The sequence below is a fragment of the Brachybacterium massiliense genome (assembly GCF_900184245.1).
In the GTDB taxonomy this organism is placed as follows: Bacteria; Actinomycetota; Actinomycetes; order Actinomycetales; family Dermabacteraceae; genus Brachybacterium; species Brachybacterium massiliense.
On sequence record NZ_FXXB01000006.1, the window covers coordinates 1 to 15,366 of the forward strand.

Here is a 15,366-nt window from a genome sequence, read left to right on the forward strand (position 1 = left end):
CGCCCGGTTCCATTCCGAACCCGGAAGCTAAGCTCGATTGCGCCGATGGTACTGCACTCGGGAGGGTGTGGGAGAGTAGGTCGCCGCCGGACATCTTCACTGGGAGTGGAGGAGTGCTTGAACCCCTTATGGGTGTTCGCCTCCTCCACTCCCATTTTTTATGCCCAAAACTCGGAAGGCCACGCGCGTTGGCTGGGCTACCATTCCCGCGGCGGTGGTCCCTTGATCCCGTGCACCACCCTCGCTTCCGCCATGATGCTCGGCTCGAGCGCCCCATAGCCGTCACAGCAGCCACGCGCCGCGCGTGTATGGGTAGGCGTCGAAGCTCGCGTCCGCACCGCCCTGCTCGAGAGCGGGATGATCGAGATGACCGGCGGTGAGCAGAGGATCGTCCTGGAGTCTCCGGCGGGCCTGGCCCGGATCACCGTGCACACGGCGGGCGGGCGCGTCGAGCAGGTCACCACCCAGGGTGAGCCCGCCTATGTCGCCGACCGCGGACTCTCGGCGGAGGTCCCGGACTACGGGCGGGTGGACTTCGACCTGGTCTGGTCCGGCGCCTTCTACGCGATGATCGATGCCTCAGTGCACGGCTTCGCGCTCACGGCCGACGAGCAGATCGCCCTGACCGCCTTCGGGACGCCTTCGTACGCGCAGCCCGACCGGGACTGCGCCAGGAGCATCCCTCGCTCGGGGACGTGGGACCGCTGTCCTTCGTCCACTTCATGGGACGGGGGCACTCTCTGGGCATCGGCGCGGCCGAGTCCCGTTCGACCACCTACGTCCACCCCGGGGTGATCTGCCGCCGCCCCACCGGGGCCGGCACCTCCGCCCGGCTCGCGCTCCTGGCCGGGCAAGGTGCGCTGGGGCCGGGCGATGCGTTGGAGACGATCTCCCCACGTGGCAACCGCTTTGTGGGCACCGTGGTCGGGGAGACGAGAGTGGGAGACTTTCCCGCCTGGCACTCGACGATCACCGGCTCGGCCCGGCTGATGGCCCGTTCTCGACTCACCGTGGACCTCGATGACCCGCTGGTGGATGCCTCGGATCTCGAACTCCTGCTCAGCACCTGAGCTGCCGACGGTCAGCGTTCTGCTCAGCGGCCGCGGCGCCGAGGTCGCAGCGCGTTGGTGCACCACAGCGACAGCGCGATGAGCACCGGCTGGAAGAACAGACGGCCGAAGCGCTTGGCGTCGGTGTCCAGCCCGAAGCCGTCGCGCTCGTGCAGCCACTGGGCGATGTTGCCGGGGAACACGGCGACGAAGAACGCCGCGGCGATCCAGCCGACGGTCGCCTGGCGGCGTACGAGCAGCATCAGGGCGCTGCCCAGGGTGATCTCGGCGATCCCGGAGGTGACCACCGTGGTGTCAGGGTCCAGGGGCACGAAGTCCGGCACCTGGGCCTGGAACTCCTCCCGCGCGACGGTGCGGTGGCTGATACCGGTGCCGACCAGCATCGCTCCCAATGCGAGGCGGGCCAGAGTACGCGGCCAGGTGCTGCGCCGAGTCTTCCCGGCGGCGGGATCGGGACGAGGGGAGCGACGCACGGACATGACGCACCTTCCGGTGGCGGGACGGGCGAGTTGACCTTACCCGCCTCAGCTGGCCGCACCGTGCGGACGCGCACGCCGGGACCTGCCCCTCAGGCCGCGAGAATCGGCGCCGGGAAACTGGTCCTCGATGGTTGGGACGCTGGCTCGTCGCTCTTCGACGGCTGGTCGTCCTCACCCGTGAGGGGTGCGGGAGCGTGCTCCTCGGAGGTCTCAACGGTCTCGGCGCACCGCGGCAGAGGCGCGGGCAGGTCCAGGCTCACCGGCAAATACCCGTCGCTGAAGGGATCGGGTGCGGCCATGCGCGCCTCGAGCTGGGCGACTATGGCGGCTTCGAGGTGCCTCGCTTCGGTGAGGTCGACCCGGATGGGACTTGCGGGGTCGAGCATGCGTGCGCGTGCGACATGTTCGAGGAGCACCGGCAAGGTCTGCTCGGTGAGGCATCCGGTGGCGATCAGCTCGATCGCTTCGAGATCCAGATCGGCTCGGATCAGCAGGGAGATCGTGTGTTTCATGGTGGCGCTCTGGGATGGGCGCGCTCGTACAGACGCGCCCCGGACGTGCGAGGGGTTGAGGGACGCTGCGGCGTTCGACCGGTCGGTGCGGGGCCCGGGGGTACCGGGCCCCGCACCGAAATCAGCCGACGGAGGACTCGAGCTGGGGCGCGCTCTGCGCGGAGGTGATCTCGATCTTTCGGGGCTTGGCCCTCTCGCTGAGCGGGATCGTCACGCTGAGCACGCCGTTGTCGTAGCTCGCGGTGATCGCCTCGGTGTCCAGCCCCTGGCCCAGGGTGAGCTGACGCAGGAAGCTGCCGCCGGTGCGTTCGCGAGAGATCCACCTGGCGCCCTCGTCCGTGGTGAGGGTTCGTTCGGCGCGGATGGTAAGCAGTTGCCCATCGACATCGATGTCCACCGAGCCGGGATCCACCCCCGGCAGGTCAGCGGACAGGATGTACCGGTCGCCCAGGCGGTAGAGATCCATCGGCATCTGCCGCGGGCCACGCCGGCCGTTGTCGAAGAAGGCGTTCGTGAAGTGCTCCAGGTCTCGGAGCTGATCGAAAGTGGTCATCGCATCTCCTTTCCACAGGGCCGCCGCCATCGGCGGCCACTTCACCTTGAGCCGGATCGACTCAACTGTGGCCGAGATTAGCACTCGACCCCGAAGAGTGCCAGATTATGTTCACTCACAGCGTAGAGGCGCAGCGTGCAAGGGTGCGCGATGCGCAGTGGGGGTGCTGCCGCCGGGGCGAGGAGGGCTATCCGGGGAGCTGTGGCACGGCGGCGAGGAGTTTCTGCGTATAGGGGTCCTTCGGGGCGGTGAGCACGTCCAGGGTGGGGCCTTGCTCCACGATCCGGCCGTCGTGCAGGATCACGGTCTCCTCGCACAGGCGGCCCACGATCGCGATGTCATGGCTGACCATCACCAGCGTCATCCCCAGCTCGTCCTTCAACTGCGCGAGCAGCTCGATGATCTGGGCGCGCACCGAGACGTCGAGCGCGCTGGCCGGTTCGTCGGCCACCAGGACCTGCGGGGACGGGGCGAGCGTGCGGGCGATCGCGATCCGCTGACGCTGCCCGCCGGAGAACTCGCCGGGGTAGCGGGCGGCCATATCGGGCGTGAGCCCCACGGCCTCGAGCAGCTCGGCCACGCGGGCACGGTGGTCGCCCGGGACGACCAGGGATTCGAGCGGCTCGCGCAGGATCTGGTCGACGCTCATGCGGGGGTCGAGGGAGGAGCGGGGGTCCTGGAAGACCAGCTGCACGGAGCGTCGGAACTCTCGCATCCGGGAGGCGCGGGCGCGGCGCAGGGGTGCCCCGCGGAACTCGACCTGCCCGGCGCTCGGAGAGGACAGCGCCATCAGCAGGGAGAGGATGGTGGACTTCCCGGCCCCGGATTCGCCTACGATCCCCAGGCTCCGCCCGGCATGGACCTCCAGGTCGATGCCGTGCAGCACGGTGTTCGCGCGAGCGCCGTGGCCGTAGGTGCGGTGCACCTCGCGCAGGGCCAGCAGCGGCGGCTGAGAGGTCGTCCCAGCAGTCGGCGCAGGGGTCGCGGTCATCGCTTTTCCTCCCGGGTGGGCAGGGCGGTGACGGCGCGGGCCGCGGTCACCAGCGAACGGGCGTAGACACTGGTGGGGGAGGTGAGCAGACGGGCGGCGGGGCCGGTCTCGACCACCTTCCCCTTGCGCATCACCACCAGGTCCTCGGCCACACGGGCCACCACCGGCAGGTCGTGGGAGACGAACACCAGCGTCACCCCGGTGCGCTCGATCATCGCGTCGAGCAGGGTGAGGATCTCGTCCTGGAGGGTGACGTCCAGGGCAGTGGTCGGCTCGTCGGCGATCAGCACCTCGGGCTCGCAGGCGAGCGCCATCGCGAGCGCCACCCGCTGACGCTGCCCGCCGGAGAGCTCCCACGGGTAGGAGCGCAGGATCCGCTCGCTCTCGCGCAGCGCCACCAGCTCCAGCAGCTCGAGCACGCGGCGCTGCGCGGCCGCGCCCCGCAGCGGGGTGTGCAGGCGCAGCGGCCCGGCGATCTGGCGGCCGACGGTCATCAGCGGATCCAGCGCCGTCAGCGGCTCCTGGAACACCATCGCGATGCGTCGGCCCCGCACCGCGCGCAGCGCGCGCTCGCCGCGGCCCAGCAGCTCCTCCCCGTCCAGGGTGATGGAGCCGGTGGCGTGCATGCCCTCGGGCAGCAGGCCCAGCACGGCCTGGGCGGTCAGCGACTTGCCGGAGCCGGACTCACCGATCAGGCCGAGACGTCCGCCGGTGGGCACCTCCCAGCTGACGTCCTCCAGCCGCGGGCGACCGGCCTCCTCGATGCCCACCTGTGAGTTGTCCTTACACGCACCATCCCGCTCTCCGCATCGACCACAGGGGTCAGCCGCCGCTCGTCGAGAGCGGTGCGGGGATGGGAGAGTCCCAGCGCGACCACCTCCCCGAGCGCGAACTGCTCCCGCCAGCCCCGGCTCCGGCAGCAGGACCACCCGGGCGTAGGCGCGCATCCCGGTCCGCATCGCCTGCGGCTCCTCGAAGCAGCGGCGAGGCGACGACCCGCTCGCGATCCGCACGGCGAGCTGCTCGGTACGGGAGCCGGTGCGGGCCCCGTCGGACCCGAGCTCCACGAACACCCCGACCCGCGATCGGGCAGGCAGCACCCTCTCGAGCAGACCGATCGTGGCGAGGCTGTCCGCCCAGCACACCTGCTTCTGCTCGGGATGCGCGGACAGGTGCTCCGCGAGGCGGCGCAGCGGCGTCTGCGGGTCTTCCCCGACGCACGATCCAGCGCAAGCGAGCCTGGCGCGTGACGGGGCCTGCCGGCTCAGCAGGCTGCGGGGACCTCGGCGCTCTCGGCGGCCTCGGCCGCGACCCGTCGGGCCTCCTGGCGGCGGTGCACCGCGAAGGACCAGCCGGCGATGCCCAGGCCCAGGATCGCGAGGCCCATGCCCGTCCAGGCGGGGGCGAGCAGGCCCCAGCCGGCGGCGAGCACGGCCGCGCCGAGCGCCGCCCCGAGGGAGTTGCCGATGTTCAGCGCCGAGTGATGCAGCGCCGCGGCGAGCGAAGGCGCATCCGGCGAGGCATCCAGCAGGAAGAGCTGCAGCGAGGGGCCCATCATCTGGGAGGTGATCGCGAGGGCGAGCAGCAGGAGCATCCCGGCGATCGCGTTGTGGGCGACCAGCGCGAACACTGCGAGGCTGAGTGCCATGCCGATCAGGCCCAGGAAGATCGTGCCGTAGACGCTGCGATCAGCGAGTCGGCCGGCGAGGATGTTCCCCAGCGTCATGCCCAGGCCGAACACGAACAGACCCACGGGCACGGCGCGCTCGCCGAGCCCCATCACGCCGGGCACGATCTCGCCGATGTAGCTGTAGACGGCGAACATGCCGCCGAAGCCGATCGATCCGATGCCGAGCGCGAACCACACCTGGGCACGGCGCAGCGCACCGAGCTCGGCGCGGATCGACCCGGTGGTGCCGCTCCCCTCAGGCTCGGGCACCAGGCGCCACACCGCGAGGGTGGTGATCGCAGCGATCACCACCACGGTCACGTACGCCGAGCGCCATCCCACGCTCTGCCCGAGCGCGGTCGAGGCAGGGACGCCGAGCATCGTCGCGATGGTCAGGCCTAGCATCACCAGCGACACCGAGCGGGCGCGTCGCCCGGCGGGGGAGAGGCGTGCGGCGACCAGGGAGGCGACTCCGAAGTAGGCGCCGTGGGGCAGGCCGGAGAGGAAGCGGGAGGCGGCGAGCACGGTGTAGCTGTCCGCCATCGCCGAGAGCAGGTTCCCCAGGCCGATCAGGGCGATCAGCAGCACCAGCAACCTGGCGCGAGGCATCCGCACCGCGGCGATCGTCACCAGCGGAGCCCCGACCACCACGCCGAGCGCGTACAGGGTGATCAGCATCCCGGCTTGCGGGATGGAGACGCCCAGGTCGCGGGCGATCTGCGGTAGCAGCCCCATGCTCGCGAACTCGGTGGTGCCGATCGCGAAGGCGCCCAGCGACATGGCCAGGATGACCAGCCGCAGGCGGCCGGGCGGCAGCGGCGCGGCCGCGACAGCGGGCTGAGGGGCGGGGTGCGAGGTCATGGGGCTCCAGCGCGACGGGGGTCAGGGACACGCTGCCGACGCTGGTAGCGGTGAGTACCCCTCGATCCTAGAGCCGTGAGCGCGAGGTGGCCAGGGAGGGTGAGGGATCTCGGCCGCGTGGTCAGGCCACCCGCCCGCCGGCCTCGGGCCGACGGGCCGACGGGCCGACGACGGCCGGGCTCATTCCCCGTAGCGCAGCTCCACGCGACGGTTCGCAGCGTAGGTGGAGGGGTCATCAGGGTTCTCGGAGACGGCGGGCTGCCCGTCCCCGAAGCCCTCCACCTCGAGCGTGAGGTCGGGACGCTCGGCGGCCAGGGCATCGGCGACCGCCTGGGCGCGGTGCTCGGAGAGCTGCTGGTTGTCGAAGTCGTACTGGGAGCGGTCCACCGGGCGGGAATCGGTGTGCCCGCCCACCTGCACCGTCGCACCCTCGGGCACCTCGGCGGCGAGCTCGACGATCTTGCTGGCGGCGGGCGCGGGCAGGTCCCAGGCGTTGGAGGCGAACAGGATGTCGGTCTCCAGCACGATCACGTCCTCCTCCGTGTCCGTGTCCGTGCCGCCGAGCGAGGTGATCGACTCCGTGGCGTCGAAGCGGGTGATGGACTCCGCGGCGTCGAACCGGGTGATCGAGTCGGAGAGGACCTCCTCGGTGACCTCGAAGCCCGGCTCGGGCGGGCCGTCCGAGATCACCTCGGCGACGGCGTGCGGGGTGACGAGCGCGACGGCGAGCAGGGTCGCGGAGCCGGCAGTGAGGCGGGCGAGGCGTCGGCGCGCGTGAGGGGAGGTGCGGATCATGGTCACTCCCCACCCTCCGCGGTGGCGTCGTCCGCGGCGGCGCCCTGCTCGATCGGGACGTCCTCGAACTCGGGGGCGCCGGGGATGGCGATGTTGATCGTGTCGATGTCGTCCTCGGGGGCGGCGAAGGTGGCCCAGTACGCCTGGGTGTCGCCGGAGGCGAGCTTGTGCTCCGCCTGCTTGCTGTTCCAGACATTGGGGGTGTCCCAGCCGTTGCCGGTGCCGAGGATGTCGTAGCGCTTGAGGTTCTCGCGGTCGAACAGGGCCGGCGGCACGTTGGAGTGGTTGTCGCCGTGCAGCTCCCACAGCGAGAACGTGCCGGACTCGCGGAACTCGGGGGTGTAGGTCAGCAGCAGCTCCATCGTCCGGCCGCGCTGGATCAGGTGGTGCAGGCCCACGGTCATGGTGCCGTCGATCTCGTCGGTGGGCAGGGTGTAGCTGATCGTGTCGACCGCGTCGGCGGGATCGATGACCTCCGGCGCTCCGCCGGAGGCGTCGTCGGCGCCGGTCTGCTGCTCCTCGCCGCCGCCGTCCGAGGGCGAAGGCTGCTCGGCGTCGGACTCCTCCGGGACCTCGGCCGCGGGGGAGTCGGGGCCGTCCTCGAAGTCCGCCTGCTCGGTGACGCCACAGGCGGCGAGGGGCAGCGCGGCCAGGGCGGTGAGGGCCAGCGCGGCCCGCCGGCGGGTGAGGGTCACTTTGCGGAGCTGGGTCATGGTCATCTCCTTCATCGGGCCGCTGCAGCGGCTCTCCTCGAGCTGGTGTCACCCGTATGTCGTCGCGGGGAGCGGAATGGTTGCATCCCATCGCGAGAATCTTTCCGGGAGGTGAACAGCCCTCATCCCGAGACGTTCACCGTAGCGCGCGCCTCGAGCTGCCGGCCGTCCGCGCTGTGGCCCTGCAGCACCACCTCCGCGGTGCCCGGGGACGCAGCAATGATCGTCACCTGCTCGGCATCGGCCACATGGGAGCCGGAGGGCAGCGACCACACCCAGGAGTCCACCCCTTCGACCTCGGCGGTGAACACCGCCTCCTCGCCCACGGCGACCTCCTCGGGGCCGGTGATCGTCAGCGACGCCCCTTCGACGGCCGACGGCACCGCGTCCCCGCGACCGAGCAGCATCCCCGCCCCGAGGCCGAGCAGCAGCGCGGCCACGACGACCAGCGCGGTCAGGACCGTGCGGCGGCGCAGGGCGGGGGGAGCGGAGGGCGCGTCGGCGGCGAGGGCCGACGCGCCCTCCGCTCGTGCTCGCTGGGGCCGACGGGGGCGTCGCGCTCTCCGGGGCCGGAGGGGTGAGCGCCTGCTCGACCTCGGCGAGCCATTCCCGGGCGTCGCTCTGGCGGGCGCCGGGATCCTCCGCGAGGCCCCGCTCGATGACCGCATCGAGCGCGGCGGGCAGGGAGGCGCCCTGGATCAGCCAGCGCAGCAGCGCGGACATCGCCCAGATGTCGGCGCGGATGTCCACCACCGCCGGACGGGACTGCTCGGGCGGGCGGAATCCCTCGGTGCCGGCCGCGACGGTGAGCCCGGAGCTGACGGCGAGGTCCTTGCACATCCCCAGGTCCGCGACCAGCAGGCGCTCATCGGCCCCCAGCAGCACCGCGCCGGTCCGGGCGGCCCGGGTGCCGGCGCCGCCGTCGGCCCCGGCCCCGACACCTGCGCCCGCCCCCGCGCTTGTCCCCGCGGGAGTCCCTGCCTCGACCTCGCTGACGGTCCCTCCGGCGCTGGTCAGCAGCAGGTTCCCGGGGCTGAGGTCGCGATGCACCAGCCGGGCGCGATGCACGGCGTCCACGGCGGCGGCGAGCGGGCGCGCAAGAGCCAGCACCTCCTCGGCGCTCGCCCGCCACCCGTCGCTGCGCAGCATCGCGACGCGGTCGCGCAGGGTGCCGCGGTCGGCGTGCTCGAGCACCAGGTAGGGCTGCTGGCGGGGCGTCTGGTCGATGTCGTGGACGGCGACCACGTGGGGGCCGCCCACGCGGCGCAGGCTGCGGCCCTCGGCGATGAACCGTTCGCGGATCTCGGGGTTCAGGCTGTGGTTCTCGGCGAGGACCTTCACCACGACCGTCGCATCCAGCCGCTGGTCGTGGGCGAGATAGGCGGTGGCGAAGGAGCCGACGCCCACCACCTCGAGCAGCCGGTAGTGGCCCAGCAGCTCGTCCATCAGCGCTCCGCGGCGGCGGTGCCGCCTGCCTCGAGCCGGCCGGCGAGCATCGCGCGGCCGCGGCTGATCTGCGACTTCACGGTGCCCTCGCTGCGGTCGAGACGCTCGGCGATCTCGCGATAGGGCAGCTGCTCGAGATCGCGCAGCACCACCGGGATCCGGTAGAGCTCCGGCAGCTGCTCGAGCAGCTGGTGCACGGTGACCCGGTCCGCGATCAGCGAGCTCATCCGGGCCGAAGGGCGGTCCGACTCCTGCAGCTCGACGGTCTCGCGCTGGCGGCGCAGATGATCGGCCACCCGGCGCCGCACGATGCTGTGCACCCAGGTGGTCACCTTCGCCCGACCGTCGTACCCGCTGATCGACTGGGCGATCGAGATCAGGGAGTCCTGGGCGACGTCCTCCACCGCGACCGGGTCCAGCAGCGCGGCACCGGCGAAACGACGCACCACCCCGGAGCCGTCGAGGGTCTCGAGGAACAACGTGAGCGCGTCATGGCCGGTGGAGGTGAGAGGGGCGAGCACGGCGAGCACCTCGTCCAGGCCCTCCGTCTCGAGCATCCCGTCCACCGCGTGCCGGGCGGCATCGAGCCTGCCCTCGCGCACGTGTCGGGCCAGCTCCTGGCCGTGCCGTGTGGTGCCCCCGGGCGACGGTCCCCGCTCCGTGTCCATGGGATCGAGCCTAACCCGGTGCCGGCGCGTCACCGGCCGCCGTCTCGTTCACGGCAGCTGCGGCACCGCGGCGAGGAGCTTCTGGGTGTACGGGTCCTTCGGGGCGGTGAGCACGTCCAGGGTGGGGCCTTGCTCCACGATCCGGCCGTCGTGCAGGATCACGGTCTCCTCGCACAGGCGGCCCACGATCGCGATGTCGTGGCTGACCATCACCAGCGTCATCCCCAGCTCGTCCTTCAACTGCGCGAGCAGCTCGATGATCTGGGCGCGCACCGAGACGTCGAGCGCGCTGGCCGGTTCGTCGGCCACCAGCACCTGGGGGGAGGGGGCCAGGGCGCGGGCGATCGCGATGCGCTGACGCTGCCCGCCCGAGAACTCCCCGGGATAGCGGGAGGCCATCTCGGGGGCAAGGCCCACGGCCTCGAGCAGCTCGGCCACGCGCATGCGGTGGTCCCCCGGGATCGCGAGGGACTCGAGCGGCTCGCGGAGGATCTGGTCCACGCTCATGCGCGGGTCCAGCGAGGAGCGGGGGTCCTGGAAGACCAGCTGCACGGAGCGTCGGAACGCACCGGTCGCACCGGCGGGCGGCTACCGCCCTACCAAGAAGATCTTAGGTCGCCCCCAGGCGCAGGGAGGGGCCCAGAGGTGTCATCTCCGTCTCGCCAGAGGCGTTCCGGCGCGGCGAGCGGGCGCCTCGCGCTCCGTGCCGTGGGACCTAGGGCGCCGGGCGGGGGTGATGCCGGTAGTGTGCTGACGAGCCGGCCACAGCAGCCTGGCCCCGCGCGCCCGAGGACCCGGCGCGCGGACGTCGATCCGAGGGGATGTCTCCATGGAACAGATCACCGTCGCCGGTCACCCCGAGCCCGTCCCCGCCTCCGCCGTCGCCGCACGGATGCTGAGCGAGCGCCTCGAGAGCGTGCGCCAGAGCCGTGGCGCCGACGCCGCCGACAACCTCGAGCAGCTGGTGGGCAAGCGGATCGGTACCCTGCTCGAGGGCGGGATGCCCGGCATCGACGTCGCGACCATGCGCGCGATCGTGAACTATGTGGAGATCCCCGAGGAGGAGGACACCTCCACCGCGCTCGGCCGCGCCGTGCAGGGGCTGCGCGACAAAGCCGCCCAGCGCGGCAAGCGCATCATGGACTGATCCGCCCTGTGAGTGCTCGCATGGACTGAGCCGCCCGCCGGATGCTCGGATGAGCTGAGCTGCCCGCCGGATGCTCGGATGGGCTGAGCTGCCCGCCGGGTGCTCGGATGGGCTGAGCTGCCCGCCGGGTGCTCGGATGGGCTGAGCTGCCCGCCGGGTGCTCGGGGGCCGATGGTCGAGTACTGGCGCCACAGCGACCTCTATGGCTATATCGCCGTACAACTCGCTCCTGCGCCCGTAGTCGACGACCGGGCCCGGCACGTGCGGCCCTTGGGTCCGTACTCGACGACCGGGCCCGGCGTGTGCGGTCATCGGGCCCGGCGCGTGCGGCCCCTGCGCCTGTACTCGACCTTCAGCCCCCGATACACCTCTCGCGCATCACGGTCTGGGCGGCAATCCCCGCGCCTCGCTCGGAAGGGGCCGATGTCCACCCCTGACCACCGATGGTTTTGCTTATGCCCCACATAAGTTAGCGTGGCGCCCATGATTCTGACTGGCCTCCTCCTCGGCGCGGTGCTCGGCTACGTCCTGCAGCGCTCGCGGTTCTGCGTCACCGGCGCGTTCCGCGACCTGTACATGGCCCGCTCCGCGCGCTACTTCATCCCCTTCCTCCTCGCCATCGCGATCCAGGCGATCGGCGTCGCCGCGCTCACCGGCGCGGGCGTCATCGCCCCCGAGGCCGCGTCCTTCGCACCGCTCGCGGTGATCGGTGGCGGCCTGCTGTTCGGCGTCGGCATCATCATGGCCGGCGGCTGCGCCACCGGCACCTACTACCGCGCTGGCGAGGGCCTGATCGGCTCCTGGGTCGCGCTGATCTTCTACGCCCTGTTCGCCGCCGTGATGAAGTACGGGCCGCTGGGCGGATTCACCGAGGCCGCCCGCGCCCGCACCGTCGGCGCCACCACCATCCAGGAGACGCTCGGCGTGAGCGTCTGGGTGCCCACGATCCTGTTCTCCGCCCTGGTCGCAGCGCTCGTGGTGCGCCAGGTGCGCAAGAACGCCGGGAAGAAGGCCGTGCGCCTGCCCGCCCGCCGCACCGGCATCGGCCACTACCTCGCCGACGTCGCCTGGAACCCGTGGGTGGGCGGCGTGCTGCTGGGCCTGATCGCGATCGCGGCCTGGGTGCTCTCCACCGCCTCCGGCCGCAACGGCGGCCTGGGCATCACCACACCCTCGGCCAAGATCGTCACCTTCCTGACCACCGGGGACGTCACCCTCGTGGACTGGTCGGTGATGCTCGTGCTCGGCATCCTGCTCGGCTCGTTCATCGCCGCCAAGCTCTCGGGCGAGTTCCGCTGGCGGGTGCCGGACTCCGCCACCATCCTGCGCAGCGCCGGAGGGGGCGTGGCCATGGGCGTGGGCGCCGCGCTCGCCGGCGGCTGCACCATCGGCAACTCCCTGGTGGAGACCAGTCTGTTCAGCTACCAGGGCTGGGTCTCCTTCGCCGCGATCATGCTCGGCACCTGGGGCGCGGCCTGGTTCTTCCTGATGCGCCCGCAGAAGGCCGCCGCGCAGAACCGTCCCGCCCCCGTGCTCAGCCCCGCCGGCTGAGCGGCACGCCTCGACCCGACCCACCGGAAGGACCTCTCATGCCTGCCTACACCCTGCAGACCAACGGCGCCGTGTGCCCGTTCCCGCTGATCGACGCGAAGAACGCGATGCAGCAGCTGAACACCGGCGATGACCTGATCATCGGCTTCGACTGCACCCAGGCCACCGACTCGCTGCCCCAATGGGCGGCCGAGGACGGCCACGAGGTGGTCGCCTTCGACCGCACCGGCGACGCCGGCTGGAGCATCACGGTGCGCAAGGGCGCCTGAGCCTCGAGCTGCGGGTCCGACGGGTCCGATCGGCGGAAGAAGCCGACAGGGCCGGCCGGCGGAAGGGCCGACGGGCCCGGCCGGCGAGCCGCAGACTGCGTCACGCAGCCCCGCGGCGGGACGTGCCAGCGGCGTCAGCGGATGTTGCTCCACACCGCCACATGGACCGTCGGCTCGGTGTCCTGACTGATCACCACCACGTAATCCATGGTGGAGCCGATCGTGCCGCTGGCTACGCGATCACCCTGCTTCTGCACACCCTCGCCCAGCTCGGCCACCACCACGGGCAGATCATCACGCTCGGCCCGCGACTCGATGCCCTCGGGGAAGTTCGCCCGCACCCAGTGCTCGACCTCTCCGACCGGGCCGCTGAACACGACGATGTGCCCCCAGCCATGAGCACTCTCGAGCGGACCCTCTGCGAGCTGCATCTCGAGGTCAGGGGGAAGGAAACCGCCCTCGGTCAGGAGCATCTCGGGGTTGTTCGCGATGCTCGGCACGTCGCCGTACGTGCAGGCCGCGGCGAGCAGACTCGTGGCCATGGCGGCTGCGGCACCTTGGAGGAAGCGGCGTCGCTGCACGGGACGGGTCCTTTCTGCGGCGTCGGCGCAACCTAGCACGGCGTCTGTGCACTCGCCGGGGCTCAGCGGTCCTCGCGCAGCAGGCGCCGCACCGCCTCCCGCACCACGGCCGCGTCCTGCGGCTCGGTGTCCAGGGCGCGGTGGATGGTGAGCCCCTCGATGAGGGCGTCGACCATGCGGGCCGTCGGCGGATCCAGATGCTGCTCGAGCGCGGCGCGGCTCGCCGCCATCCAGGCGTTGGTCAGCGCGCGGTACGCAGGCTGGCGCGCGGCGAGGGTGTACAGCTCGTGGGTGAGGACCAGCTCGCGCGGGGAGTCGAAGATGTCCTCGAGGATGTGCGCGGAGATCGCCTCGGCCACCTCCTCGCGGGTGCTCGCCCGCGCCATGCGCTGCGCGATCGTGGAGCTCACGGAGAGCGCGAAGCGGGTGAAGGCCTCCCGCAGCAGCTCGTCCATCCCGGTGAAGTGATAGGTCATCGACCCCAGCGGCACCCCGGCCGCGGCCGCGACCCGCCGGTGTGAGGTGCCGGCCACCCCGTGCTCGGCGAGCACCTGAAGGCAGGCGTCGATGATGCGGTCCCTCCGCTGGGGGTCATGGCGCCGGCGGCGAGCACCGCGCGGCGCTTGCTGGGCGTCGCGTCGCGGAGCATCGGCCGGGGTCATGGGGGAGAACCTACCCCACCTATGTACGGGCGTACACACGCTGTGTACGATCGTCCCCTGCGGCGTCGGACCGTCGCGCCCACCTCCTACTTCTCGCGAAAGTCGTCACCGCACACCGTGTACTCCCTCCTGCTCGCGATCATCTACCTCGCCTTCATCAGCCTCGGCCTGCCCGACTCCCTCGTGGGCGCCGGCTGGCCGGTGATGCACCAGGACCTCGGCGTCCCCGTCGCCTTCGCCGGCATCGTCACGATGATCATCGCGATCGGCACGATCATCTCCAGCCTCGCCTCCGAGCGCCTCACCCTGCGCTTCGGCGCCGGGGCGGTCACCGTGGTCAGCGTGGGGATGACCGCCGCCGCGCTGCTGGGCTTCTCCACCTCGAGCGCGTTCTGGATGCTGTGCCTGTGGGCGATCCCGTACGGGCTCGGGGCGGGCGCGGTGGACGCGGCCCTGAACAACTATGTGGCCCTGCACTACGCCGCGCGGCATATGAACTGGCTGCACAGCTTCTGGGGTGTGGGTGCCTCGATCAGCCCCTTCGTGATGGGCTACGCGATCTCCTCCGGCGGCGGCTGGTCCAGCGCCTACCTCGCGATCGGCGTGGTCCAGGCCGTGCTCACCCTCGGCCTGCTGCTCAGCATCCCGCTGTGGGGGAAGGTGGACCGCGAACGCACCCGTGCGCGGGACGTCCAGACCCATGAGCCCGACGCCGACGCGCCCGCCCAGAAGGGCAGCGCCCCGGTGCCGCTCGCGACGGCGCTCAAGGTCCCCGGCGTGGTGCTGATCCTGCTGGCCTTCTTCGCCTACTGCTCCCTCGAGAGCACGGCGCTGGTGTGGTCGGCCTCGTACATGGTCGCCGAGCGCGGCGCCCCGCCGGCCCTCGCGGCGAAGCTCGGCGCGCTGTTCATCCTGGGCCTGACCGCCGGGCGCTTCCTGGCCGGCTTCTTCGCCGACAGGATCGGGGACCGCGCCCTGATCCGCGGCGGCTTCGTCGCGATCGGCGTGGGTGCGGTGCTGCTGGTGCTGCCGCTGCCCACCGACGTGGTCGGCTTCGTGGGCCTGGTGATCATCGGCCTCGGCTCCGCACCGGTGTACCCGGCGATCATCCACTCCACACCGGGCAACTTCGGCCGACGCAACTCCCAGGCCATCATCGGCATCCAGATGGCCGCCGCCTATGTGGGCTCCACCCTCGCCCCGCCGCTGTTCGGGGTGCTGTCCACCTGGACCGGGATGTGGATCTTCCCGGTGTACATCGGTGTGCTGACGGTGCTGGGACTGGTGATGTCCGAGCGGCTGAACCGGGTGGTGCCCGCCCCGTCGGCCGCGACGGCGTGAGATCGCGCAGGTACTGGGCGTGCTGGGCACGAGCGCGACGGAGCCCGTAGCGTAGGGC

At 71.6% G+C, this 15,366-nt stretch carries 16 protein-coding genes, 1 rRNA gene and 2 pseudogenes; 6 read left to right on the forward strand and 13 right to left on the reverse strand.

Going from position 1 to position 15,366, the window contains the following annotated elements; all coding sequences use genetic code 11:
* Together rrf and BN4251_RS18600 are read left to right on the forward strand one after the other, a co-directional pair.
* Positions 1 to 92: ribosomal RNA gene (gene rrf, locus BN4251_RS04295) — 5S ribosomal RNA — on the forward strand; the annotation flags it as partial.
* Positions 93 to 366: 274 nt separating this feature from the next.
* A pseudogene (locus tag BN4251_RS18600) lies at positions 367 to 1,070 on the forward strand (proline racemase family protein).
* Positions 1,071 to 1,093: 23 nt separating this feature from the next.
* Here BN4251_RS18600 and BN4251_RS04305 read toward each other — a convergent pair.
* The 11 genes and pseudogenes from BN4251_RS04305 to BN4251_RS04350 form a co-directional block, all read right to left on the reverse strand.
* On the reverse strand, positions 1,094 to 1,549 hold the full coding sequence (locus BN4251_RS04305; RefSeq protein WP_087483921.1) for a DoxX family protein: 456 nt from the start codon (positions 1,547 to 1,549) through the stop codon (positions 1,094 to 1,096).
* Between the two features lie 89 nt (positions 1,550 to 1,638).
* Positions 1,639 to 2,061, reverse strand: a complete 423-nt coding sequence (locus BN4251_RS18195; protein ID WP_170931826.1) for a hypothetical protein — start codon at positions 2,059 to 2,061, stop codon at positions 1,639 to 1,641.
* Positions 2,062 to 2,182: 121 nt separating this feature from the next.
* Complete coding sequence (locus BN4251_RS04315) at positions 2,183 to 2,614, reverse strand: Hsp20/alpha crystallin family protein (RefSeq protein ID WP_087483922.1); 432 nt, start codon at positions 2,612 to 2,614, stop codon at positions 2,183 to 2,185.
* Positions 2,615 to 2,801: 187 nt separating this feature from the next.
* Positions 2,802 to 3,605, reverse strand: coding sequence for an ABC transporter ATP-binding protein (locus BN4251_RS04320; RefSeq protein WP_087483923.1), 804 nt, complete (start codon positions 3,603 to 3,605; stop codon positions 2,802 to 2,804).
* Positions 3,602 to 4,375: an ATP-binding cassette domain-containing protein gene (locus BN4251_RS04325; protein WP_087483924.1), complete on the reverse strand. Its 774-nt coding sequence runs from the start codon at positions 4,373 to 4,375 to the stop codon at positions 3,602 to 3,604. Before BN4251_RS04325 ends, BN4251_RS04320 begins: the two co-directional genes overlap by 4 nt.
* Before the next feature lie 494 nt (positions 4,376 to 4,869).
* Entirely contained in the window at positions 4,870 to 6,135 is a 1,266-nt protein-coding gene (locus tag BN4251_RS04330; protein WP_087483925.1) for an MFS transporter, read from the reverse strand.
* Between the two features lie 180 nt (positions 6,136 to 6,315).
* Positions 6,316 to 6,930, reverse strand: a complete 615-nt coding sequence (locus BN4251_RS17935; protein ID WP_140398384.1) for an OmpA family protein — start codon at positions 6,928 to 6,930, stop codon at positions 6,316 to 6,318.
* Positions 6,931 to 6,932: 2 nt separating this feature from the next.
* A complete protein-coding gene (locus BN4251_RS18200) occupies positions 6,933 to 7,643 on the reverse strand; it encodes a hypothetical protein (RefSeq protein WP_170931827.1) in 711 nt (236 codons plus the stop codon).
* Between the two features lie 48 nt (positions 7,644 to 7,691).
* The gene (locus BN4251_RS04340) at positions 7,692 to 9,089 is read right to left on the reverse strand and encodes a serine/threonine-protein kinase (RefSeq protein ID WP_170931828.1); all 1,398 of its coding nucleotides are present in this window, start codon (positions 9,087 to 9,089) and stop codon (positions 7,692 to 7,694) included.
* Positions 9,089 to 9,757: an RNA polymerase sigma factor gene (locus BN4251_RS04345; RefSeq protein ID WP_087483926.1), complete on the reverse strand. Its 669-nt coding sequence runs from the start codon at positions 9,755 to 9,757 to the stop codon at positions 9,089 to 9,091. The genes BN4251_RS04340 and BN4251_RS04345 overlap by 1 nt, the downstream gene beginning before the upstream one ends.
* A 48-nt stretch (positions 9,758 to 9,805) precedes the next feature.
* Positions 9,806 to 10,312, reverse strand: a pseudogene (locus BN4251_RS04350) (ABC transporter ATP-binding protein); the annotation flags it as partial.
* Between the two features lie 274 nt (positions 10,313 to 10,586).
* Here BN4251_RS04350 and BN4251_RS04355 point away from each other — a divergent pair.
* The 3 genes from BN4251_RS04355 to BN4251_RS04365 all read left to right on the forward strand — a co-directional run bounded on the left by BN4251_RS04355 (position 10,587) and on the right by BN4251_RS04365 (position 12,724).
* Positions 10,587 to 10,904: a hypothetical protein gene (locus BN4251_RS04355; RefSeq protein WP_087483928.1), complete on the forward strand. Its 318-nt coding sequence runs from the start codon at positions 10,587 to 10,589 to the stop codon at positions 10,902 to 10,904.
* Between the two features lie 483 nt (positions 10,905 to 11,387).
* Positions 11,388 to 12,455, forward strand: coding sequence for a YeeE/YedE family protein (locus BN4251_RS04360; protein ID WP_087483929.1), 1,068 nt, complete (start codon positions 11,388 to 11,390; stop codon positions 12,453 to 12,455).
* A gap of 38 nt (positions 12,456 to 12,493) precedes the next feature.
* A complete protein-coding gene (locus BN4251_RS04365; RefSeq protein WP_087483930.1) occupies positions 12,494 to 12,724 on the forward strand; it encodes a sulfurtransferase TusA family protein in 231 nt (76 codons plus the stop codon).
* Positions 12,725 to 12,858: 134 nt separating this feature from the next.
* Here BN4251_RS04365 and BN4251_RS04370 read toward each other — a convergent pair whose 3' ends face one another.
* Complete coding sequence (locus tag BN4251_RS04370; protein ID WP_087483931.1) at positions 12,859 to 13,266, reverse strand: hypothetical protein; 408 nt, start codon at positions 13,264 to 13,266, stop codon at positions 12,859 to 12,861.
* A gap of 101 nt (positions 13,267 to 13,367) precedes the next feature.
* Positions 13,368 to 13,967, reverse strand: coding sequence for a TetR/AcrR family transcriptional regulator (locus BN4251_RS04375; protein ID WP_087483932.1), 600 nt, complete (start codon positions 13,965 to 13,967; stop codon positions 13,368 to 13,370).
* A gap of 42 nt (positions 13,968 to 14,009) precedes the next feature.
* On the opposite strand from BN4251_RS04375, the gene BN4251_RS04380 reads away from it, so the two are divergent.
* The gene (locus BN4251_RS04380) at positions 14,010 to 15,308 is read left to right on the forward strand and encodes an MFS transporter (RefSeq protein WP_245810194.1); all 1,299 of its coding nucleotides are present in this window, start codon (positions 14,010 to 14,012) and stop codon (positions 15,306 to 15,308) included.
* The last annotated feature ends 58 nt before the right edge of the window (positions 15,309 to 15,366 follow it).

Bases quoted from the DNA above. Each gene is read 5' to 3' on its own strand.
- BN4251_RS04305 (WP_087483921.1), bottom strand. From the start codon at position 1,549: ATGTCCGTGCGTCGCTCCCCTCGTCCCGATCCCGCCGCCGGGAAGACT.
- BN4251_RS18195 (WP_170931826.1), bottom strand. From the start codon at position 2,061: ATGAAACACACGATCTCCCTGCTGATCCGAGCCGATCTGGATCTCGAA.
- BN4251_RS04315 (WP_087483922.1), bottom strand. From the start codon at position 2,614: ATGACCACTTTCGATCAGCTCCGAGACCTGGAGCACTTCACGAACGCC.
- BN4251_RS04320 (WP_087483923.1), bottom strand. From the start codon at position 3,605: ATGACCGCGACCCCTGCGCCGACTGCTGGGACGACCTCTCAGCCGCCG.
- BN4251_RS04330 (WP_087483925.1), bottom strand. From the start codon at position 6,135: ATGACCTCGCACCCCGCCCCTCAGCCCGCTGTCGCGGCCGCGCCGCTG.
- BN4251_RS17935 (WP_140398384.1), bottom strand. From the start codon at position 6,930: ATGATCCGCACCTCCCCTCACGCGCGCCGACGCCTCGCCCGCCTCACT.
- BN4251_RS18200 (WP_170931827.1), bottom strand. From the start codon at position 7,643: ATGACCCAGCTCCGCAAAGTGACCCTCACCCGCCGGCGGGCCGCGCTG.
- BN4251_RS04340 (WP_170931828.1), bottom strand. From the start codon at position 9,089: ATGGACGAGCTGCTGGGCCACTACCGGCTGCTCGAGGTGGTGGGCGTC.
- BN4251_RS04345 (WP_087483926.1), bottom strand. From the start codon at position 9,757: ATGGACACGGAGCGGGGACCGTCGCCCGGGGGCACCACACGGCACGGC.
- BN4251_RS04355 (WP_087483928.1), top strand. From the start codon at position 10,587: ATGGAACAGATCACCGTCGCCGGTCACCCCGAGCCCGTCCCCGCCTCC.
- BN4251_RS04360 (WP_087483929.1), top strand. From the start codon at position 11,388: ATGATTCTGACTGGCCTCCTCCTCGGCGCGGTGCTCGGCTACGTCCTG.
- BN4251_RS04365 (WP_087483930.1), top strand. From the start codon at position 12,494: ATGCCTGCCTACACCCTGCAGACCAACGGCGCCGTGTGCCCGTTCCCG.
- BN4251_RS04370 (WP_087483931.1), bottom strand. From the start codon at position 13,266: ATGGCCACGAGTCTGCTCGCCGCGGCCTGCACGTACGGCGACGTGCCG.
- BN4251_RS04375 (WP_087483932.1), bottom strand. From the start codon at position 13,967: ATGACCCCGGCCGATGCTCCGCGACGCGACGCCCAGCAAGCGCCGCGC.